Annotated in this window: 18 protein-coding genes; 12 read left to right on the forward strand and 6 right to left on the reverse strand. The window is 66.5% G+C overall.

The features are described from left to right. The first annotated feature begins 56 nt into the window (after positions 1 to 56). The 8 genes from GPJ75_RS00095 to GPJ75_RS00130 all read left to right on the forward strand — a co-directional run bounded on the left by GPJ75_RS00095 (position 57) and on the right by GPJ75_RS00130 (position 10,574). A complete protein-coding gene (locus GPJ75_RS00095; RefSeq protein ID WP_163263850.1) occupies positions 57 to 1,034 on the forward strand; it encodes a substrate-binding domain-containing protein in 978 nt (325 codons plus the stop codon). Positions 1,035 to 1,120: 86 nt separating this feature from the next. Next, positions 1,121 to 2,143 carry a galactitol-1-phosphate 5-dehydrogenase gene (locus tag GPJ75_RS00100; RefSeq protein WP_163263852.1) on the forward strand — a complete coding sequence of 341 codons (1,023 nt, stop codon included), beginning with the start codon at positions 1,121 to 1,123 and terminating at the stop codon, positions 2,141 to 2,143. 47 nt (positions 2,144 to 2,190) lie between these two features. Then, a complete protein-coding gene (locus GPJ75_RS00105) occupies positions 2,191 to 3,705 on the forward strand; it encodes an FGGY-family carbohydrate kinase (RefSeq protein WP_163263854.1) in 1,515 nt (504 codons plus the stop codon). Then, complete coding sequence (locus GPJ75_RS00110) at positions 3,702 to 4,691, forward strand: sugar-binding transcriptional regulator (protein ID WP_163263856.1); 990 nt, start codon at positions 3,702 to 3,704, stop codon at positions 4,689 to 4,691. Before GPJ75_RS00105 ends, GPJ75_RS00110 begins: the two co-directional genes overlap by 4 nt. Then, positions 4,681 to 6,174, forward strand: coding sequence for a sugar ABC transporter ATP-binding protein (locus tag GPJ75_RS00115; RefSeq protein WP_163263858.1), 1,494 nt, complete (start codon positions 4,681 to 4,683; stop codon positions 6,172 to 6,174). The genes GPJ75_RS00110 and GPJ75_RS00115 overlap by 11 nt, the downstream gene beginning before the upstream one ends. Continuing rightward, positions 6,164 to 7,162 carry an ABC transporter permease gene (locus tag GPJ75_RS00120; protein ID WP_163263860.1) on the forward strand — a complete coding sequence of 333 codons (999 nt, stop codon included), beginning with the start codon at positions 6,164 to 6,166 and terminating at the stop codon, positions 7,160 to 7,162. Before GPJ75_RS00115 ends, GPJ75_RS00120 begins: the two co-directional genes overlap by 11 nt. Beyond that, entirely contained in the window at positions 7,159 to 8,169 is a 1,011-nt protein-coding gene (gene deoC, locus GPJ75_RS00125; RefSeq protein WP_246248847.1) for a deoxyribose-phosphate aldolase, read from the forward strand. Before GPJ75_RS00120 ends, deoC begins: the two co-directional genes overlap by 4 nt. A gap of 8 nt (positions 8,170 to 8,177) precedes the next feature. Continuing rightward, positions 8,178 to 10,574, forward strand: a complete 2,397-nt coding sequence (locus GPJ75_RS00130; protein ID WP_163263862.1) for an aldehyde dehydrogenase family protein — start codon at positions 8,178 to 8,180, stop codon at positions 10,572 to 10,574. Positions 10,575 to 10,580: 6 nt separating this feature from the next. On the opposite strand, the gene GPJ75_RS00135 is transcribed toward GPJ75_RS00130, so the two are convergent. Further along, entirely contained in the window at positions 10,581 to 10,823 is a 243-nt protein-coding gene (locus GPJ75_RS00135) for a WGR domain-containing protein (RefSeq protein ID WP_163263864.1), read from the reverse strand. 147 nt (positions 10,824 to 10,970) lie between these two features. After that, complete coding sequence (locus tag GPJ75_RS00140; RefSeq protein ID WP_246248848.1) at positions 10,971 to 12,824, reverse strand: feruloyl-CoA synthase; 1,854 nt, start codon at positions 12,822 to 12,824, stop codon at positions 10,971 to 10,973. Positions 12,825 to 12,997: 173 nt separating this feature from the next. Between GPJ75_RS00140 and GPJ75_RS00145 the strand changes: the two genes are divergently transcribed. The 4 genes from GPJ75_RS00145 to GPJ75_RS00160 all read left to right on the forward strand — a co-directional run bounded on the left by GPJ75_RS00145 (position 12,998) and on the right by GPJ75_RS00160 (position 16,832). Continuing rightward, positions 12,998 to 13,780 (forward strand): crotonase/enoyl-CoA hydratase family protein, encoded by a 783-nt coding sequence (locus tag GPJ75_RS00145; protein ID WP_163263868.1) that lies wholly within the window; start codon positions 12,998 to 13,000, stop codon positions 13,778 to 13,780. A gap of 112 nt (positions 13,781 to 13,892) precedes the next feature. Then, positions 13,893 to 14,951 carry a TRAP transporter substrate-binding protein gene (locus GPJ75_RS00150; protein WP_163263870.1) on the forward strand — a complete coding sequence of 353 codons (1,059 nt, stop codon included), beginning with the start codon at positions 13,893 to 13,895 and terminating at the stop codon, positions 14,949 to 14,951. 7 nt (positions 14,952 to 14,958) lie between these two features. Beyond that, positions 14,959 to 15,513 (forward strand): TRAP transporter small permease, encoded by a 555-nt coding sequence (locus GPJ75_RS00155; RefSeq protein WP_163263872.1) that lies wholly within the window; start codon positions 14,959 to 14,961, stop codon positions 15,511 to 15,513. Further along, positions 15,510 to 16,832 carry a TRAP transporter large permease gene (locus GPJ75_RS00160; RefSeq protein ID WP_163263874.1) on the forward strand — a complete coding sequence of 441 codons (1,323 nt, stop codon included), beginning with the start codon at positions 15,510 to 15,512 and terminating at the stop codon, positions 16,830 to 16,832. The genes GPJ75_RS00155 and GPJ75_RS00160 overlap by 4 nt, the downstream gene beginning before the upstream one ends. Before the next feature lie 84 nt (positions 16,833 to 16,916). On the opposite strand, the gene GPJ75_RS00165 is transcribed toward GPJ75_RS00160, so the two are convergent. The 4 genes from GPJ75_RS00165 to GPJ75_RS00180 are packed head-to-tail and all read right to left on the reverse strand — an operon-like array spanning position 16,917 to position 20,725. Beyond that, positions 16,917 to 17,882, reverse strand: a complete 966-nt coding sequence (locus GPJ75_RS00165; RefSeq protein ID WP_163263876.1) for a dihydrodipicolinate synthase family protein — start codon at positions 17,880 to 17,882, stop codon at positions 16,917 to 16,919. Between the two features lie 45 nt (positions 17,883 to 17,927). Next, the gene (locus GPJ75_RS00170; RefSeq protein WP_163263878.1) at positions 17,928 to 19,220 is read right to left on the reverse strand and encodes a TRAP transporter large permease; all 1,293 of its coding nucleotides are present in this window, start codon (positions 19,218 to 19,220) and stop codon (positions 17,928 to 17,930) included. Next, positions 19,217 to 19,705, reverse strand: coding sequence for a TRAP transporter small permease (locus GPJ75_RS00175; RefSeq protein WP_163263880.1), 489 nt, complete (start codon positions 19,703 to 19,705; stop codon positions 19,217 to 19,219). The genes GPJ75_RS00170 and GPJ75_RS00175 overlap by 4 nt, the downstream gene beginning before the upstream one ends. A 21-nt stretch (positions 19,706 to 19,726) precedes the next feature. Beyond that, positions 19,727 to 20,725, reverse strand: a complete 999-nt coding sequence (locus GPJ75_RS00180) for a sialic acid TRAP transporter substrate-binding protein SiaP (protein ID WP_163263881.1) — start codon at positions 20,723 to 20,725, stop codon at positions 19,727 to 19,729. Positions 20,726 to 20,781 lie beyond the last annotated feature (56 nt).

Here is a 20,781-nt window from a genome sequence, read left to right on the forward strand (position 1 = left end):
AATGAGCATATTTCGCTCATTTGTTGTTTTATCATCGCTCAACGGGAGGAGCACGCATGTTCGGGTTTTCAAGGATTGTTTCGGTGCTTGCCGCATTGCCGCTTGCCGCGGTGGTGGGCGCGGGAGTGGCGGGTGCGGAGGGGCTGAAGATCGGCTTCAGCCAGGTCACGCTGCAGTCGCCTTTCTACGTGCAGCTCAAGAACGGTGCCGAGGCGGCGGCCGAGGCGGGCGACGACACGCTGATCTTCCTCGACGCCAATGGCGACGTCAGCAAGCAGAACAACGATATCCAGGATCTCATCACCCAGGGCGTGGATGTGGTCATCATCAACCCGGTCAACCCGGATGCGGTGGTGCCTTCGCTGGAGGCGGCGACAGCGGCGGGCATTCCCGTCATTACCGTCGACCGCAGCATCAACGGCGAGGGCGTCACCGCCCATATCGGCCGCGACAACAAGAACATGGGAGCGCTCGTCGGCAAGGCCGTGGTCGAGCGCCTGAAGGCCGACGGTGTCGAGGGGGCGAAGATCATCGAGATCCAGGGCGACGCCGGGGGCGCCGTCATGATGGACCGCCGCGACGGCTTCCATGCCTCGCTCGAAGGGTCGGGCCACACGATCCTCGAAGGGCCGTATGCCGAATATATCCGCGCCAATGCCGTGGTCGCCATGCAGGATCTTCTGCAGGCGCACACCGATGTGAAAGTGGTCTATGCGCACAATGACGATATGGCGCTCGGCGCCCTGCAGGTGCTGCAGGAAAGCGGCCGCGACGACGTGCTGATCGCCGGCGTCGACGGGCTGTCCGAGGCGCTCAGTGTGATGGAGGCGGGCGGCAACTACATCGCCACCACGCTCAACGACCCGCAATATCTGGGCGACGTGACCATCCAGGTGGCGCGCGAGGCGGCGGCCGGCAAGAAGGTGCCCGGCTTCGTCGATGCGGGCACCACCCTGGTGACACCGGAGAATGTGGGCGAGTTCCCGCACGATGCGCTGTTCGCGGAATACCGGCCCGAGGTTCTGGCCAGGTAAGGCTCCCAAGACCGCACGCACGGTGGGCTAGCTCCGCCGTGCGCGCGGCCCACGGGTCTCTCAAAAGATTGAAACAGGAACAGACAATGCGCGCAGCAGTGCTCCATCGTCCCGGCGATATCCGCGTCGAGGACGTCCCCGCCCCCCGGCTTCATGACAACCACGCCCTGGTGCGCGTGGCCTCGGTCGGGGTCTGCGGTTCGGACCTGCCGCGCATGCTGATCAAGGGCGCGCACCGGATGCCGCTCATCTGCGGGCACGAGTTCTCCGGCCATGTCGCGGAGGTCGGCGAGGGGTTGGAGGGGTTCACGGTCGGCGATCTCGTCGTCGTGCCGCCGATGCTGCCGTGCCATGCCTGCGACCAGTGCCTGAAAGGGCAGTTCTCGCGCTGCCGCGACTACGACTATTTCGGCTCGCGCCGCGACGGCGCCTATGCCGAATATGTCTCGGTCCCCGCCTCAAACCTCCTGAAGGTGCCGGCCGGTGCCGACCCCAGGGCGGTCGCCATGGCCGATCCCGCCTCCATCGCCCTTCATGCCATCTGGAAGGCGGGCGGGATCGCCGTCGGCCAGCGCGGCGGCGTGATCGGCTGCGGGCCCATTGGCCTTTTCGCCATCCAGTGGATGCGGCTCATGGGGGTGAGCGAGGTCGTGGCGGTCGATGTTTCCGAGCACAAGCTGGCGTTGGCTAGGGAGGCGGGCGCCACCCACACTATCCTGGCCGGCGACGGGGCGACCGGCGACCTGCCGTGCGACGTGATTATCGAGGCGGCGGGAAACACCGCCGCCATCGCCGCTGCCGTGCGGCTTGCGGCCCCCGGCGGGCATGTCGTCTTCATCGGCATTCCCGTTGGCGAGGTGGCGCTGCCCAACACCGCCTTCCAGCATTTCCTGCGCCAGGAGGTTTCGCTCCACGGCTCCTGGAATTCCTTCGGCGCCCCCTTTCCGGGGCCGCAATGGGCCGCCACGCTGGAAGCGCTTGGCACCGGCCGTCTGAAATGGGAGTTTCTCATCAGCCACGATCTGGACCTTGCCGAATTGCCCGGTATGTTCGCGCGGTTCCGCGACGAGCCGGACATGTTCTATTCCAAGGTCATGTTCCGGCCGTAGCATTGTGCGTCGGCCCGGCGGGGCGTGCGTGGTGGGAGGAGAGACAGATGACACTTGTCCTGGGGTTCGATCTGGGAACGGGAAGCGTCCGCGCCGGCGTCTACGACCTTGACGGCGGCACGATGCGCGGCAGCGCGGAAGAGCGCTACGAGACCGTCTACCCGCGCCCGGGATGGGCGGAACAGCAGCCGGAGGAGTGGTGGAAAGCCCTTGTCAGTGCCGGCAGGCGGGCGGTGGAGGCGGCGGGCAGCCGCGATATCGCCGCCGTCTCAGTGGCCGCAACGGCATCCACCGTCGTCGCCTGCCGGCGCGACAGCACGCCGGTCTACCCGGCTATACTGTGGATGGACTGCCGGGCCACACGCGAGGCGCATGAGACCGGCAGGCTCGCCCACCCCGTCATGGCCTATAGCGGCGGCGAGGACGCCGCCGAATGGCTGGTGCCCAAGGTGATGTGGCTGGCGCGGCACGAGCCGGAAGTGTTCGCCCGGGCCGAGGTGATGTGCGAGGCCCTCGACTACATCAACTACCGGCTCTGTGGCGAATGGGCCGGCTCGCGCATGAACGCCACCTGCAAGTGGAACTACGACGCGGCTGCCGAGCGCTACGTGCCGGAGATATACGAGAGCCTGGGCGTTGCCGCGCTTATCGACAAGCTGCCGTCACGCATCGTGCCGGTTGGCGGTGTGGTGGGCCATGTGCGCGGCGAGATCGCGGCCGAACTCGGCCTCACCTCCACGCCGCTTTTGACGCAGGGCGGTATCGACGCGGAGATGGGGATGCTGGGCGCGGGGACGATCGATCCCGGCAGCATGCTCATCGTCGGCGGCACATCGGTCGCTCACCTCACGCATCTCGATGCGCAGCGCCCGCTGCCCGGCTTCTGGGGACCCTATCCCAATGCGCTGATGGACGGGCGCTGGCTGGTCGAGGGTGGGCAGGTCTCGGCCGGCTCCATTCTCAACTGGCTGGCGGGGAAGATTTTCGGGCTGGACGAGGCCGGCCATCACGCGCTCATCGCCGAAGCGTCCCGGCTTGTCCCGGAGAAGACGGGCCTGATGGTGCTCGACTACTGGATGGGAAACCGCACGCCCTATCGCGATGCCGGTCTGCGCGGCGCCATCCTGGGCCTCTCACTCGGCCATGGCCGGGCGGAGATATACCGTTCGGCGGTCGATGCGGTGGCGCTCGGCACGGTCAACGTCCTGCGGGCGCTGGAGAAGGAAGGCGTCTTGATCGAGCGGATCGTCATGGGGGGCGGCATCTGCCACAATCCGCTGTGGCTGCAGGCGACGGTGGACGCGCTCGGCCGGCCGGTGCAGCTGGTGCGCGAAGAGAACCTCTCACTGCTCGGTGCCGTTGTCAGCGCGGCCTGCGGCCTCGGCCTCTACCCGGACCTTGCTTCCGCCTCGCACGCGCTCGCCGTCGGCGGATCGGCGATGATGCCGGAGCCGGAGCGGACATCCTGGTACGACGGCGCTCTGGCCCGCTACGACGAGCTCACCAGCACGCTCGCGCCCACCTTGCACCGGCTTTCGGCATCGGAGGACGGCGCCCCATGAGCGAGGCCAGAACCCCCGTTCGTCTGCCTTCCGACGAGCAGCGCGAGTATCTGATGGTGCGCGCGGCAAAGCTCTATTACGACCTGCAGCGCACGCAGGGCGAGATCGCGAAGGAATTGGGCCTCACCCGCTGGCAGATCGGCCGGCTGCTCACCGAGGCGCGTGAATTGGGCGTCGTGCGTATCGAGATCACCCCGCGCTCCAGCCGCGCCACCGACCTTGAAGTGGCGTTGCAGCAGGCGTTCGGGCTTAGCGATGCCGTGGTCGTGCCCCATGGAGAAAGCCACGACGGCGACGTGCTTCTGGAGGCGGTGGCGCAGGCGGCCAGCAAATATATCGCCGGGCTCAAGCCTCAGGTCGCGCTCATGGGCGTTTCGTGGGGGCGCACCATGTCCGCGGTCGCCCGTTTCCTGCCGGCCAACTGGAATCCGGGGCTGCACGTGGTGCTCGTCAACGGCGCGACGAATTTCCGCTCGACGTCGGATCGCGTGATCGCCGTGGCGGAAGAGTTCGCGCGCAGCGCCAACGGCATGGCGACGCTGCTGCCGGTGCCGGCCATCGTCGGCAAGAAGAGCACGCGCGAGGTGCTGGAGCAGGATCCGGTGATCGAGAAGGTGCTGGAGCTTGCCGCCGAGGCGGAGGTCGTGTGCTTCAGCATGGGCGGTCTTTCGCATGAATCCGTGCTGGTGACCTCCGGCTATATCGATGCGGACCATATCGATAGGCTGGGAGAAGAGGGCGCCGTCGGCGATATTCTGGGCCGTTTCATCGATGCGTCGGGGGCCGTCGTCGACGAGGAACTCGACGGCCGCACCATCGGCCTGCGCCTCGATCTCCTGAAGAAGAAGAAGCGTTCCATCGGCATCGCCTCGGGGCCGGAGAAGCACGCCGTGACGCTTGCCGCGCTCAAGGCCGGCTACCTATCGGTCCTCATCACCGACGAAACCACGGCGCGCGCCGCGTTGGAGGGTGCGGATGGCCGATGACGTGCTTGTCGTGGAGAACGTATCGAAGCGTTTTCCCATGAACATCGTCGCGCTGGAGCAGGCCTCGCTGACGGTGCGCCGCGGCGAGATCCATTGCCTTTTGGGCGCCAACGGCGCGGGAAAGTCGACGTTGTTGAAGATGGTCGCCGGCGCGCTGAAGCCGTCGGGCGGGCGCATTAGCCTCGAGGGCCAGGCGCTCGATCTGCACTCGCCGGCCGATGCCGCGCGCGCCGGCATCTCCATGATCTATCAGGAGCTCGACCTCGTCCCCCAGCTCACCGTGGAGCAGAACCTGTTCCTCGGCCATGCGCCGGGCAAGGCCGGCATCATCGACCGCCGCACGCGCAGCGAGCGTGCCCACGAAGCGCTCCGGCGCATCGGCGCGCGCTTTTCGCCGAGGGCGCGGGTGGAGCAGCTTTCGGTGGCCAACCAGCAGCTCACCGCCATCGCCCGCTCGCTGACCATGAACGCCAAGATCATCATCATGGACGAGCCCTCCGCCGCGCTCAACGAGACGGAGCTGGAAGCCGTGTTCGCGGTGATCCGCGACCTCGTGCGCCAGGGGGTCTCGATCCTCTATGTCAGCCACCGGCTGGCCGAGCTGCGCGAGATCGGCGACCGTGTCACCGTTCTGCGCGGCGGGCGCACCATCGCCACCTACGACGTCGCCGATACGCCGGACGCGGCGCTGGTGGAGGCGGTGATCGGCAAGGCGCGCACGCTGGTCGAGCGCAAGGCGCGGCCGCCGGTCGCCGGCGAGGTGGCGTTGTCGGTCAACAAGATGCGCGGTGCGGATGGGCTTATGGTGGAGGATTTCGCCGTGCGCTGGGGCGAGGTGACGGGGCTCACCGGCCTCAACGGCTCCGGCCGCACCACGTTCCTGCGTTCGCTGTTCGGCGATCTAAGGTTCGAGGGTAAGGTGGAGGTCGGCGGCCGGCCTTACCGCCCCACCCATCCCGCGCATGCGATCCGGCGCGGCCTCGGCCTGGTGCCGGAGAGCCGCAAGACCCACGGCCTCGTTCTCGATGCGCCGATCTACAAGAACGCCACGCTCGCCTCGCTCGGCGGCCGCTTCACCATGAGCCACCACCACGAGCGGGAGAGGGCGCGGCCGGTGCTCGACCGGCTGTCGACCAGATATGCCGACCTGGACCAAGCCGTCATGCAGCTTTCGGGCGGCAACCAGCAGAAGGTGGTGCTCGCCAAGTGGGTGGTGAACGGGGCGAAGATCCTGCTGCTCGACGAGCCGAGCCGCGGGCTCGACGTGGGTGCGAAGGCCGATCTTTACGCGCTGGTGGAGAAGCTGGCGGCCGACGGCGCCGCCGTGATCGTGGCGAGCAGCGAGCTCGATGAACTCTACGCGGCCTGCGATTCCATCTGGGTGTTCCACGAAGGCCGGATCCTCGACCGCTACGATCCGTCCGTCACCGGCCGCGAAACGATACTGAAGGCGACCATTCTTGGAGACCAGCATGTCCACTGACAACGCGATCGCCGAACGCGCGCCGGCCCATCGGCGCCTTGCCAACCTTCTGATCGAGTACAACTTCATCGCCATCTTCGTGGTCGTGGTGGTGATCGCCGCCGCGCTCTCCGACAATTTCCTGACCTTCGTCAACATCGCCAACCTGTTCCAGCAGGCGGCCGTCGTGGGCGTGGTGGCGATCGGCATGACGTTCGTGATCCTCACCGGCAACATCGACCTGTCGGTGGGCTCGCTGACCGCGCTCTGCGGCATGGTGGTGGCTGTACTGATGGCGGCGGGATGGGACCCGGCGCTGGCCGTCGTGGCAACCGCTCTGGTGGGTCTTTCCTGCGGGGCCGCGATGGGGGCGACGAGCGCCTATGGCCAGGTGCCGAGCTTCATCGTCACGCTCGCCGGCCTCGTCTCCTTCCGCGGCATCACCTACCTCCTGACGGACGGCGTGCCGGTGAGCGGGCTGCCGCCGTCCTTCGCCGCCATCTCGTCCTCGGTCGTTCCCATCCTGCCCGGGCTTAACCTGACCTCGATGGCGCTGATCTTCATTTGCCTGTGCGTCGCCGGCGGGCTGGTGCTGCGGTTCACCGTGTTCGGCGAGTATGTCTACGCCACGGGCGGCAACCCGGAGGCCGCCCGCCTGTCGGGCCTGCCGACGCGGCTGATGGTGACGGCCGTTTTCGCCATCTCCGGCGTGACGTCGGCCATCGCCGGCATTCTGCTCACCTCGCGTCTGCGCATCGGCCAGCCGACGGCGGCGCAGGGGCTGGAGCTCGATGCCATCGCCGCGGTGGTGCTGGGCGGCACCAGCCTCTTCGGCGGGCGCGGCAGTCTTCTCGGTACGTTCTTCGCCGTCATGCTCTTGCAGGTGCTGCGCAACGTTTTCAACCTTTTGGGGCTCGGATCGTTCTATCAAATGACGGTGACCGGCTTTATCATAGTCGCTGCCGTTCTGCTCAACCGTTTCATCGAGATGAGGAGGGGTCGCGGATGATCCTGCCGGAAAAGCACCCGACAATCAAAGCCGTCCCCGAGGCGGGAAGCGGGCCGCACGAGGTTCGCAATCGCGGCACGGCGCTGACCCCCGAATGGTTCGAGGACGTGGCGGTGAACCTTTCCGCCGCCGAGCGGCGGGCGGCGACGCTCACCACCCGGCGCTCGGTGAAGAAGGCGTGGCAGGCGGCGTGGCTGGTTCGCGCCATCACCTGCATCGACCTTACCACGCTTGCCGGCGACGACACGGCTGGCCGCGTGCGCCGGCTGTGCGCCAAGGCGAAGAAGCCGCTCTCCGACGAGCTGCTGACCGCCTTGGGGCTGGAGGAGGAGCGCATTACCACGGGCGCTGTCTGCGTTTATCCCACCATGGTGCCGCACGCGGTGAAGGCGCTGGAGGGCTCGGGCGTTCCCGTGGCTTCGGTCGCCACCGGCTTTCCCGCGGGCCTTACGCCGCTGCCGCAGCGGCTTGCCGAAATCCGCTATGCGGTGGAGGCGGGGGCGGCGGAGATCGACATCGTGATCACCCGCGAATATGTGCTGACGCAGAACTGGCAGGCGCTCTATGACGAGGTTTCCGCCATGCGCGAAGCCTGCGGTCCCGCGCATCTGAAGACGATCCTGGCCACCGGCGACATCGCCACGCTGCGCAACGTCTACCGCGCCTCGATGGTGGCCATGCAGGCCGGCGCCGACTTCATCAAGACCTCCACGGGCAAGGAGGCGGTGAACGCCGTCCTGCCTGTCGGGCTCACCATGGTGCGGGCGATCCGCGACTATGGCGCGCTGTCGGGAGAGATCGTCGGCTTCAAGCCCGCGGGCGGCATGCGCACGGCCAAGGATGCGCTCTCCTGGCTCATCCTCATGAAGGAGGAACTCGGCACGGCCTGGACGATGCCCGACCGCTTCCGCCTCGGCGCCAGCTCCATGCTGGGCGACATCGAACGCCAGCTCGAACATTACGCCACCGGGCGCTACTCCGCGTCCCACCGTCACGCACTCGCCTGAGGCCACTCATGGAACAGATCAGGGATATCATGCGCACCATGGAATACGGGCCGGCCCCGGAGGCGGGCGAGGAGGTTGCCGCGTGGCTGAAGGCGCGCGCTGCCGGCATCGGCCATTTCATCGGCGGCAAGTTCGTCGCCCCGGGAAAGGAGCGCTTCGCGACGGTGAACCCGGCCACCGAGGCCGAGCTTGCCCGCGTGGCGCAGGGCAGCGAGGCGGAGGTGGACGCGGCGGTGAAGGCGGCGCGCGGGGCTTTCGCCAAATGGTCGAAGCTGCCGGGGCACGAGCGGGCGCGCTACCTCTACGCCATCGCCCGGCATATCCAGAAGCGCGAGCGTTTCTTCGCCGTGCTCGAAAGCATGGATAACGGCAAGCCGATCCGCGAGACGCGCGACATCGACATTCCGCTGGTGGCACGGCACTTCTACCACCATGCCGGCTGGGCGGAGATGGTGGAGAGCGAGTTCGAGGGCTTCTCGCCGGTCGGCGTCTGCGGGCAGATCATCCCGTGGAACTTCCCCCTCCTGATGCTCGCCTGGAAGATCGCGCCGGCACTTGCGGCGGGCAACACGGTGGTCCTGAAGCCGGCAGAGCAGACGCCGCTGACGGCGGCCGCCTTCGCCGAGATCTGCGAGGAGGTCGGCCTGCCGGCGGGCGTGGTCAACATCGTTCATGGCGACGGGCGCACGGGGGCTGCGATCACGGCGCACGAGGATATCGACAAGATCGCCTTCACCGGCTCGACGGAGGTCGGGCGCATCATCCGCGAGGCGCTGGCCGGTTCGGGCAAGAAGCTGTCGCTGGAGCTCGGCGGCAAGTCGCCCTTCATTGTCTTCGAAGACGCCGATCTCGACGGCGCGGCGGAAGGCGTGGTGGATGCCATCTGGTTCAACCAGGGCGAGGTGTGCTGCGCGGGCTCGCGCATCCTCGTGCAGGAGGGCGTTGCCGAACGCTTCTACGACAAGCTGCGCCGGCGCATGGAGACGCTGCGCATCGGCGATCCGCTGGACAAGGGGATCGACGTCGGCGCCGTCGTCTCGGCGGAGCAACTTGAGCGCATCTCGACGCTGGTGAAAAAGGGCGAGGAAGAGGGCGGTACGCTCTGGCGGGCGCCGGGCGCGCTGCCGGAGAAGGGCTATTTCTTCTCGCCGTCCTTCTTCACCGAAGTAGACCCCGCCTCGACGGTGTGCGGGGTGGAGATCTTCGGCCCGGTCGCCGTCGCCATGACGTTCCGCACCCCGGCGGAGGCGGTGGAACTCGCCAACAACACGCGCTACGGCCTTGCAGCCTCCATATGGTCGGAGAACATCAATCTGGCGCTTGATGCCGCGGCCAAGGTGAAGGCCGGCGTCGTGTGGGTGAACTGCACCAACATGCTCGACGCGGGCTCCGGCTTCGGCGGCTACCGCGAGAGCGGTTTTGGCCGCGAGGGCGCGCGCGAGGGGCTTTACGAATATCTGGTGAGCGACGTCGAGAAGGCGCTGAAGCCGGCCAAGGAGCAGGCCGTCTTCACGCCACGCGGCGCGCCGGAAGAGGAGCGCCGCTTCGCCGGCCTCGGCCGTATCGACCGCACGGCGAAGAACTATGTGGGCGGGAAGCAGGCGCGGCCGGACGGCGGTTACTCTTATGACGTCATCGGCAAGGGCGGCGCCGTCATCGGCCAGGCGCCGCTCGGCAACCGCAAGGACATCCGCAACGCGGTCGAGGCGGCGGCGAAGGCCGGCGGCTGGGGCGGCGTGACGGCGCACAACCGGGCGCAGGTGCTCTACTATGTGGGCGAGAACCTCGACGCGCGGCGCGGGGAGTTCGAGGCGCTGCTGTCGGAGAGCACCGGCCAGAGCGCCAAGGCCGCTTCCGCCGAGTTCGATGCGGCGCTCAAGCGCGTCTTCTACTACGCCGCGCAGGCCGACAAATATGACGGCGCAGTGCATGCCACCAAGTCGCGGCATGTGACGCTGGCCATGAACGAGCCGTGGGGCGTGATGGGGATCGTGGCGCCCGAAGAAGCGCCGCTCGCCGCCTTCGTGTCGCTCGTGCTGCCGGCGATCGCCATGGGCAACCGGGTGGTGGCCGTTCCCTCGACCCGGCATCCGCTGATCGCCGCCAATCTTTACCAGGTCTTCGATACGTCTGACGTGCCGGGCGGTGTGGTGAACATCGTCTCCGGCGAGAAGGACGTTTTGGCGAAGACGCTGGCCGAGCACGACGCGGTGGCGGCCATGTGGTATTTCGGCGGCAAGGAAGGCAGCGCCATGGTCGAACGCGCCTCCTGCGGCAACCTCAAGGCCACCTGGGTGAGTGACGGCAATGCGCGCGACTGGCTGGACGATCGCCAGGCGCGCGGACGGGAGTTTCTGCGCCGGGCGACGCAGGTGAAGAACATCTGGGTTCCTTACGGGGAGTGAGGCGGCTCAGTCGGGGCGGTAGCCTCTCTTCAATTTCTGCGCCAGCACGCGGGCCAGAGCCTTTCCGGCAGCCTCTTCGTCCGCGTGAAGGTCCAGCCGCTCTCTTCCCCAGGTGCCGATGCGGCCCCAATTGCGCCTGAGGGCGACGGCGCCGAAGAGCGTCGGCTCCACCGACAGGGCATAGAAGCGCGCCATGTTTCGGGCAGGATCGATGCGTTTGAGGAGGAGGGGATGGCGGGCGGTGTGCATGCCGCCATCATCCCTGCCGCCTCCAAGCCGGTCCAACGACTAATTTGAATCGGTCGGGCTTGAGCGATTCACGCGGCTGATGGATTGTTCCGAGGGTTTGACCGCTGGTAGTCCGTCGCCAACGGCTAATCACCAGGGCCGTTGGTATCAGGTGTTCACCACCAGCACCCGCTCGTCCGGCGGCTCGGCATAGAGCGCCTCCACATCCGCCGCCCGGTGCTCCAGCACGGCGCGCTGGTTGATCGAGCCCTTGTCGGTGACCTCGCCGGCGTCGATGGAAGGTAGAGTTTCGAGCAGGATCGCCCGCATGACGCGGGTGGAGGAGCCGCCGGGGAGTTTGGCAAGGCTGTCGAGATGGGCCTTGATGGCGCCGCGCACGGCCGGATGGCGCACGATCTCGGCCAGGGTGGCGTTGGCGGGAAGATCGCCGGCGAGCCGACGGCATTCCTGCGGGTCGACGATGACCAATGCCGTCAGATAGTCGCGGTTGATGGCGGCAAGCACGACGTCGCGGATAAGAGGGGCGGCGTGGGCGATGAGGCGGGCGCGCAGGGGCCCGACGCTGACCCAGGTGCCGCTTGCCAGCTTGAAATCCTCCGAGATGCGGCCGTCGAAGAAAAAGCCTTCCTCCGGACGGCGCTCGTCAACGAATTTCAGGGCATCGCCGAAGCGGTAGAAACCTTCCTCGTCGAAAGCATTCGCCGTCTTGTCCGGCTCGCGCCAGTAGCCGGGCGTAACGTTCGGCCCCTTCACCCGCGCCTCCAGCTTGCCGTCGACGGGGAAGAGCTTCAGCCGGTTGCCGGGCACGGGAACGCCGACGCGACCGGAAGCGGCGGTGTGCGGCGTGCAGCTGAGCGAGAAGGGCGCGGTTTCGGTGGCGCCGAGGCCGGTGAGGATGGGAACGCGGGCGCCGATCGAGGCGACGGCAAGCGCGTCGAGCGCGTTCCAGACATGCGGCGAGAGCCCGGCCCCGGCAAAGAAGAGCGCCTGGACGCGTGAGAAGAAGTGGTCACGTAGCGCCTTGTCTTCCTTCAGGAACGGCACCAGCGCTTCATACCCCTTGGGCACGTTGAAATAGATCGACGGCGCGATCTCGCGCAGGTTTTTCACCGTGGCGGCGATGCCGGTGGGCGTCGGCAGCCCGTCGTCGATATAGAGAGAGCCGCCATTATAAAGCACGAGGCCGATATTGTGGTTGCCGCCGAAGGTGTGGTTCCAGGGCAGCCAGTCGATGATGGTGGGGCCGTCTTTCAGGAAGGTGAGCGCGTAGCGCAGCATTTCCTGGTTGGCCGTCAGCATGCGTTGGGTGGTGATGACGGCCTTGGGGCCTCCGGTCGAGCCGGAGGTCATGAGGAATTTGGCGATGGTATCCGGGCCGACTTTCGCGCGGGCGCGGTCGAGAGCGGCGTCGGGCCCGGCATTGTAAAGTGTGTAGAGCGGGACCGCCTCGCGGCCTTCCGGGGCGCCGCGGGTGAACACAGTCGGCGCGTCGGCCGGCCAGACGGCATCGAGCGCCTTCGAGAAAGCCGTGCCGTCGGCCACGAACACGAGGCCGGGGGTGATGAGCTTGAAGATGTGCTTCAGCTTGCCGTGGTCGGTGGAGATCAGCGAATAGGCGGGCGAGACGGGGGCGTGCGGTACGCCGATATGCATGGCGGCGAGCGCGATGAGCGCATGGTCGATGCCGTTGCCCGACAGGATCGCCAGCGGCCGCTCTTGTGAAAGCCCGAAGGGCAGAAGAGCCGTGCCCAGGCGGCGGACCGCCTCGAGTGCCTCGCGGTAGGTGATCCTGCGCCAGCCTTCGCCCTGACGCTCGGCCATGAAAACCTTGTCCGGCCTTTCCAATGCCCATCTCTCAAGACAATCGCACATGGAGGGCGCATAGTCGGGAAGCGTGTTCACCGGCGTCACGAAGATGGCGCCGTCGTCGCGGCGCTGCAGCGTGATGTCGAGATTGCCGAACGGGACGTCCCGGAACGGGCTTGAAACCTGTGCACTCATGCCACCACTCCTCCCAAGCGGATAATGCATCTCCGCCCCTTGTCTGCCCACACCTTTTCCCGTCCCGCAACGCTCTTCCGATGCCGGCGTTCCTGGGGCGAGGCCATCGATACATTGTTATTGAATATAACAAAATTCTGCGCTATCATTCAAGCCAATGCATGAGGCCGTCGATGACCGAGATTTCCGCCTTTGACGACGTGCTGTCTGTCCGCGTGGAGGAGGGCATCGCCCACCTTACGCTGACGCGCCCCGGAAAGCAGAACGCGCTCAACGACTTGGTGATCGATGCGCTCGACCGCTTCTTTTCCAAGCCCGGCGAGGATGTGCGCGTGGCGGTGCTTTCGGGCGCGGGAAACCACTTCTCGGCCGGTCTCGATCTCGGCGAGCATGTGGAGCGGAGCGCGGCCGAGACCATGCATCACTCGCGCAACTGGCACCGCGTGATGGACCTGATCCAGTTCGGCGGGCTGCCGGTGGTCTCCGCGCTTCATGGCGGGGTGATCGGCGGCGGGCTGGAATTGGCGGCGGCTACGCATGTGCGGGTGGCAGAGCCTTCGGCGTTCTTCCAGTTGCCCGAGGGGCGGCGCGGCATCTTCGTGGGCGGCGGTGCCTCGGTACGCATCGGCCGCATCCTCGGCCCCGACCGGCTGACGGAGATGATGCTGACGGGCCGCAAATACACGGCCGACGAGGCGCTTTCCCTCGGTCTGGCGCACTATCGCGTGGGCGAGGGGGAGGCGCTAGCCAAGGCCGAGGAGATGGCGCGCCGGATCGCCGGCAACGCGCAGCTCTCCAACCACCTCATCATCCAGAGCCTGGCGCGCATCGATGACATGTCGCGGACGGACGGGCTGTTTACCGAAAGCCTCGCCGCGGCGCTTTCGGTCTCCAGCGAGGACGCGCGGGAGGGACTGACGGCGTTTCTCGAAAAGCGCTCGCCGCGCTTCCGCTAGGAAGGTGAAGCAGAACGGAGGCTGCTGCGAGGAAACGGGAATAGGACTGCATCTGACCCCGCGTGGAGGAGGCGAAGACCCCAGTACGCGGGCTCGAACCAGGGAGGAAACGATGACTGACAAGAGACGATCCATCACACGCCGCCGCACGCTCGGCCTTATCGGCGGCGCGCTCGCCGCCCCCGCCTATATCCGCGACCTGCACGCGGCCGAGGTGACCTTGCGCCTGTCGCATATGCTGCCGCCGGTCGCGCCGATGCACGCGCAGGTGCTGGAGCCGTGGGCAAAAGAGATCGGCGAGAAGAGCGAGGGGCGCATCGACGTCCAGATCTTCCCGGCCATGCAGCTCGGCGGCAAGCCGCCGCAGCTTGCCGACCAGGTGCGCGACGGTATCGCCGACATCGCCTGGACGCTGGTGGTCTACACGCCCGGCCGCTTTCCCCTGTCGGAGACCGGCAGCCTGCCCTTCATGGTCACGAACGCGGAGAACACCTCCGTCGCGCTGCACAAGTTCATGGAGGAAATGGGCATGGACGAGTACAAGGGCGTCAAGCCGCTCGCCTTCCATGCCCATGCGCCGGGGAAATTCCACATGCGCGAGAAAGCCATCGAAAAGGCTGCGGACATGAAGGGCCTGAAGATCCGCGCGCCCAACGAGACCTTCGGCAAGGCGCTCGAGATTCTGGGGGCCGAGCCGGTTTTCTTTCCCGTCACGGAAATGGCGGTGGGGCTTGCCAACGGCGTCATCGACGGCACGCTCCTGCCCTACGAAGTGGTGCCCGTCTACAAGCTTCAGGAGCTGACGAGCGTGCACTGCGCGGCGGCCCCGGTCGGCCGCGGCTTCTATACGAACACCTTCAACGTGCTGATGAACGAACGGGTCTACGAAGGGCTGCCCGACGATCTGAGGGCGGTCGTCGACGAGCATTCGGGTGTCGAGTTCGCACGCCGCATCGGCGCCAATTTCGATACTTTCGAAGAGGTGGGCCGCAAGCTTTGCGAGGAGCAGGGAAACACCTTCGTGGAGGTGCCGGGCGAGGAGGTGGAAAGCTGGCGCGAGATGGTGCAGCCGGTCGTCGACGACTGGATCGCCATGCTCAACGACAAGGGCATCGACGGCGCCCGTGCGGTCGAGCGCCTCAACGCGCTGATCGACGCAGAGAGCGCGTGACGCACGCATGGAGCGGCCTGGCAAGGATGACGGCCCGGCAAGACGGCGCGGCGTTCTTGCCGCGCTGAACCGGCTTATCGACTTTCTCTGCTGGGCCGCGGCGACGCTTGCCGGCGCGGTGGTGCTGGGCGTTTCGCTCGCCGTGGTGTGGTCGGTGGTAGGAAGCGCGCTGGGCTTCGGCGGCATTCGAGGCGAGTTCGAGCTGGTGGAATACGGCTGCGGCGTTTCCGCCTTCCTGTTCCTGCCGCTCGCCCAGCTCCGGCGCGCCCACATCATCGTCGATCTCTTTTCGAACTGGCTGCCGGAGCGCGGGCGATATGGGCTCGAAGGCCTGTGGGAGATCGTCTTCGCCGCCGCCTGGCTGGTGATCGCCTGGCGTTTCACCGATGGCATGGCCGGCGCACTCGATTATGACGACCGCTCCATGCTTTTGAAGATACCGCTGTGGGCGATGTATGTGCCGGCGCTGTTCGGTGCGGTGCTTTCCGCCATCGTTGCCGTACGCCACGGCGTCACGCTCCTTCGTGGCAAGGCGGTCGGGCATGCGGTGGTGAGCCAATGAGCCCCATCGAGGTCTTCACCGCCATGGTGGTGGTGCTGCTGGCGCTGATCGTGCTGCGTGCGCCTATCGCGCTCGCCATGGGGCTTGTGGGGGCGGCGGGCTATATCCTGCAGGCGGGGTGGCCGCCGCTTTCGGCCTATCTGAAGACGGCGATGGTCGACAAGTTCGTCTCCTACGACCTTGCGGTCGTGCCGCTCTTCATCCTCATGGGGCAGATCGCCATGCGCACGGGCATGAGCCGGGCGATCTTTTCCGCCTCCAATGCATGGCTGGGGCACCACCGCGGCGGGCTGGCCATGGCCTCGGTGGCGGGTTGCGCGGCCTTCGGCTCGATCTGCGGCTCGTCCATCGCCACCGCCTCCACCATGGCGCAGGTGGCGCTGCCGGAGATGCGCCGTCACGGCTATTCGGGCGCGCTCAGCGCGGGGTCGCTGGCTGCCGGCGGCACGCTCGGCATCCTCATCCCGCCGTCGATCGTGCTCATCATCTATGCGCTCCTGACGGAGCAGAACATCGTCAAGCTGTTCCTGGCCGCCACCGTGCCGGGGTTGATGGCGGTGGTGGGGTTCGTGCTGGCGATCGCAGTCTATGTCCGCATCTTCCCTGGAGAGGCGGCGGCGAGCGAGCGGATGCCGTACACCGCCCGTTTCCGCTCGCTGCTCGATGTCTGGCATGTGGCACTGGTCTTCGTCGGCGTGCTCGGCGGCATCTATGCCGGCTTCTTCACCCCTGCTCAAGGGGCGGCCGTCGGGGTCGTCATGGTGGCGGCGGTGGGGTTTGTCCTGTGTACCCTGACGGCCAGGAACCTTTTCGACTGCATCATCGAGACGGCGGCCACCTCGGCCATGATCTTCGCCATCATCTTCGGCGCCGACCTCTTCAACGTGGCGCTGGCGCTGACACGCATCCCCACGCTTGCTGCCGGCTGGCTGCAGGCGGCGGAGATCTCGCCCATGCTGGTGCTGATCGTGCTGATCGGCTTCTATCTGGTGATGGGCTGCATCATGGACAGTCTGTCGATGATCCTGCTCACCGTCCCGGTGCTCTTCCCTGCCTTCATGGGGCTCGATTTCGGGATGACCGAACTGCACCAGGCCATGTGGTTCGGCATCATCACACTGATCGTGGTGGAACTCGGCATGATCACACCGCCGGTGGGGCTCAACCTTTTCGTCATCTCTGCCCTCGCGCCGGAGATAAAGACACATGAGGTCTTTCGCGGTGCCGTGCCCTTCATCCTGGCGGAGTTCCTGCGCATCGCCCTCGTCGTCATGGCGCCGGCCACGACCTACTGGCTGGTCGACCTGGTCATGCCGTGAGGCGCTCTCCGCCTTCGCGCGCTAGATCGTGATGCCTCTTCGTGGAATCGGCATCACGATCTATCTCTTTGTTTTAGCATGATCTTATCCGAAAACCGGTATCCACTTTTCGGGATCATGCTCTAGCGCCCGGATGCGCGCGCGGAACCCCTCCGTCCCCTCGATGACCGCATCGACAATCGCGTCGAGCGCCCAGAAACGCTGGCGGACGTCGTAGTCGATCACGCGGCAGCGGATGCTTCTCATCGTTCCGAGGCGCTGATGGTAGAGCTTGGCGATGGCGGGGTAGCCGTAGGCCTCCGAAAGGGCGGCAAGGGTGAGATGGGCGGCGAGTTCGCCGGCAAACTCCGGCCACCTGGCGCCGTGGTCGGCGAGCCAGCGGTAGAGGTCGGGGTGATAGTTGTTGGCGATGCCGCAGAAGCCCGGTGCGCCGGCCTGGAGTGCAGGCCAGGCGATGGCCGCGTTGGCGTTGACCACCGCGAGCGGCGACCCCTTCGCCAGCGCCAGCCGGCGCTTGAGCACATCGATATCGCAGGAGACGTCCTTGAGGACGGCGAAGCGCCCGCTGTCGCAGCAGAACCTGAACTCGTCGTCGCTCAGGAGGCGGCGATGGGGGGCGGGACACTCGTAGAGCCCCAACGGCAGGTCGGCGGGGAGTGCCGCGAAGAGGGCCTCGAGGTTGGAACGGAAGGTCTCCGCGCCCGTCTGCGCCGGGTCGAGGCGGTTGGTGACGAGCACCAGCCCGTCGATGCCGGTGTCGGCCATGGCGGCAAGCTCGGCCTTCTGCGCCTCCAGGTCGTCCGCCACGTGGCCGGAGGCGACGACCGGCAGCCGCCCGCCCGCCGCCTTGGCCGTGAAGCGCGCCAGCGCGACGCGCTCTTCGATGCTCAGGTTTGCCATCTCGCTGGACTGGCAGACCGCGAAAAGCGCCGACGAGCCGTTGGCGATGTACCACTCTATCAGGGCTTCGAGATCGGCCCAGTCTATACGCCCCTCATCGCCGAACGGGGTCAGCATGACGGGGATGATTCCATCGATGGGGGCGATCATGGTTGGACTTCTCATGGTAGGCGGGAGGGGCCTTGGGGTTGAGGTTCAGCGGTATCCGAAAAGCTCGGGCAGGAACAAAACGGTCTGCGGGAACAGGATCATGACCAGGAGGGCTGCGAGGAGGACGCCCATGAAGGGCCAGATCTCACGGATGATGTCCTTGAGGGGAATGTCCGTCACGGCGTTGATGACGAACAGCAGCACGCCGTAGGGCGGTGTGATGAGCCCGACCATGATATTGATGACGATGACGACGCCGAAATGCACCGGATCGATGCCCAGCGTCGTCACGGTGGGCAGGAACAGGGGAACGACGACGAGCAGAAGCGTCGTGGCGTCGAACAGGCAGCCGAGCGCCAGGAACAGAAGATTGACGGCGATGAGGAAAAGGACCGGCGGGACGTCCAGGCCGGCAAGGCTCTCGGCGACGATGCCCGGGATATTCTCGCTCGCCACCAGATAGTTGAACACCAGGGCGGCGGCGATGATCATGCCGATGGCGGCGGTGGAGCGGGCGCTGCCCAGAACCAGCTCGTGGAACTGCCGCCAGCTCATGGCGCGGTAGACGAGGGCGGCGAGCACCAGCGCGTAGGCGGCGGCCACCGCGGCAGCCTCGGTCGGGGTCGTCACGCCGCCATAGATGCCCGTCAAAAGGATGACCGGCAGCATGAGTGCTGGAAAGGCCCGGAAGGTGATCGCGGGCAGCGCCTTGAGGGGCACCACCTCGTCGGTGTGGAAGTTGCGCCGCCGCGCCGTCCAGGCGTTGAAGACCATCAGCGTGGCGCCGATGATCAGCCCCGGAACGATACCGCCGAGGAACAGGTAGCCGATCGAGCTGCCCGAGATCAGCGCGTAGAGCACCATGGGGATCGACGGCGGGATGATGGGGCCGATGACCGCCGAGGCGGCAGTGAGTGCGGCGGCGTAGCCGGCCGGATAACGGCCATCCTTGCGCATCATGTCGATGATGATCCGGCCGATGCCGGCGGCATCGGCGATGGCCGAGCCCGACATGCCCGAGAAGATCAGGCTCGCCACCACGTTGACCTGCGCCAGCCCGCCGCGGAAGCGCCCCACCAGGGCGACGCAGAACGTCAGGAGCCGGTCCGTCACCGTACCGGCGTTCATGAAGTTGGCGGCGAGGATGAACAGCGGGACGGCCAGAAGCACAAAGGAGCCGAACAGCCCGTTCAGGCTTTGCTCGGCGATAAGGCCGACATCCTGGCCGCTCATGAACAGATAGGCGATGGCCGCCGCGAACATGGCGAAGGCGATCGGCAGGCCGCCGCCGGACAGGATGAAAAAGCCGGCGATGGCGAGGAGAAACGGTGTGCTCATGGGTTTTCCGCCGCGCGCTCGCTTACTGCTATGCCGTCCCGCAGAGTGCGGTAGAGCGCCAGGACCGACCGGATGACGACCGCGAGGGCAAACACCGCGAAGATCGAGAAGACGTAGTCGAAGCGGATGCGGGTGATCGGCGTGGAGTCGATCTTCATGAAGGCGATGTAGTCGACGATGGCCGGCAATGCGCTGGCGAAGGCGACCGCCAGCACCGCATGGCCGATCAGGCTCAAGACCCAGCGCGGGCGAGGGGCGAGCGCATCGGACAGGATGGAGAAAGTGATGTGCTCGCGCTCCTCCAGAAGAAAGGCGCAGGTCCAGAACACTGCCCAGATGTAGAGGATGACGCAGGCCTCCGACGTCCAGCCGAGCGGATGGTTGACGACATAGCGCATGAAGACCTGCAACAGAAACGAGGCGAACATGGCCGTGAGCAAGCCCACGGCCACGATCTCAGCGAATTTGCGCCACTTGCCGATCATCGACTGGACGTGTCCCCTGCGCTACTCGACGGCGTTGACGCGGTCGACGATGCCTTCCGGCCAGTCGGCGGCGAACTCGGATTCCAGGTACATCTTCTGCACCCGCTCGCGGAAGGCTTCGCGGTCGGGCTCGTAGACCTTGAGGCCCTCACCCTCGAAGAAGGACACCAGCTCCGCCTCGTCGGCGATGCGGTTCTCGTCGTTATAGGCGGTGGCTTTCTCGGCGGCGGCGGTGACGGCCTCCTTCTGACTGTCGGACAGCGCGTCCCAGGTCTCGCCCGACATCGACAGGAAGATCGCATCCACCAGATGCGAGGTCAGCACGATCTGCTTGGTGACCTCGTAGAACTTCGCCGCCTTGTTGGTGGGCAGCGGGTTGTCCTGCCCGTCGACGACGCCGGTCTGCAGCGCCGTGTAGACCTCACCGAAGGCGATCGCCACCGGCGAGGCGCCGAGTGCCGTTCCAAGGAACTGCCAGGCGTCCGATCCCGGCATGCGCAGCTTCACGCCAGCCAGGTCCTCGGGTGTACGGACCTCGTCTTCGGTGCGCAGGTTTAGCTGGCGGGTGCCGAGATAGCCGACGTCGAGGATATGGATGCCCATCTCTTCCTCGACCATGCCGTAGAACTCGGCGCCGACATCGCCGCGGAACACCTTCTTCTGATGCTCTGGGTCGCGGATGAGGTAGCCGGCGGTGAAGACCGACCAGGCCGGAATCTGCTTGGCGATGTCCTGGGCGGAGATCATCGCCATGTCGAGATTGCCGCGCTGCATGGCGGCCGGCTCCGTGCCCTGCTTGAAGAGCGTGGCATTGAGGTGGATCTCGACGTCGAACTCGCCGGGCGCCGCGCTTTCAAGCTCATCCTTGAACACGGTCAGCATCTTGGCGTGCCAGTCGGATTCCACGGCCGGTGTGGATATCCTCAGTTTGATGGCGTCCGCCGCCGCAAGGGCCGGCATCGCCGTGGAAAGGGCCAGCGCACCCATGGCGGCCAGCGCAAGACGTCTGGTCAAATGCATTTCTCACTCCTCCCTGATTGCAGTTAAGTTCGGATTCCCATTTGCCGGGAACGATG

Origin of the sequence: Chelativorans alearensis (assembly GCF_010993735.1) — a bacterium.
Classification (GTDB): Bacteria; Pseudomonadota; Alphaproteobacteria; order Rhizobiales; family Rhizobiaceae; genus Chelativorans; species Chelativorans alearense.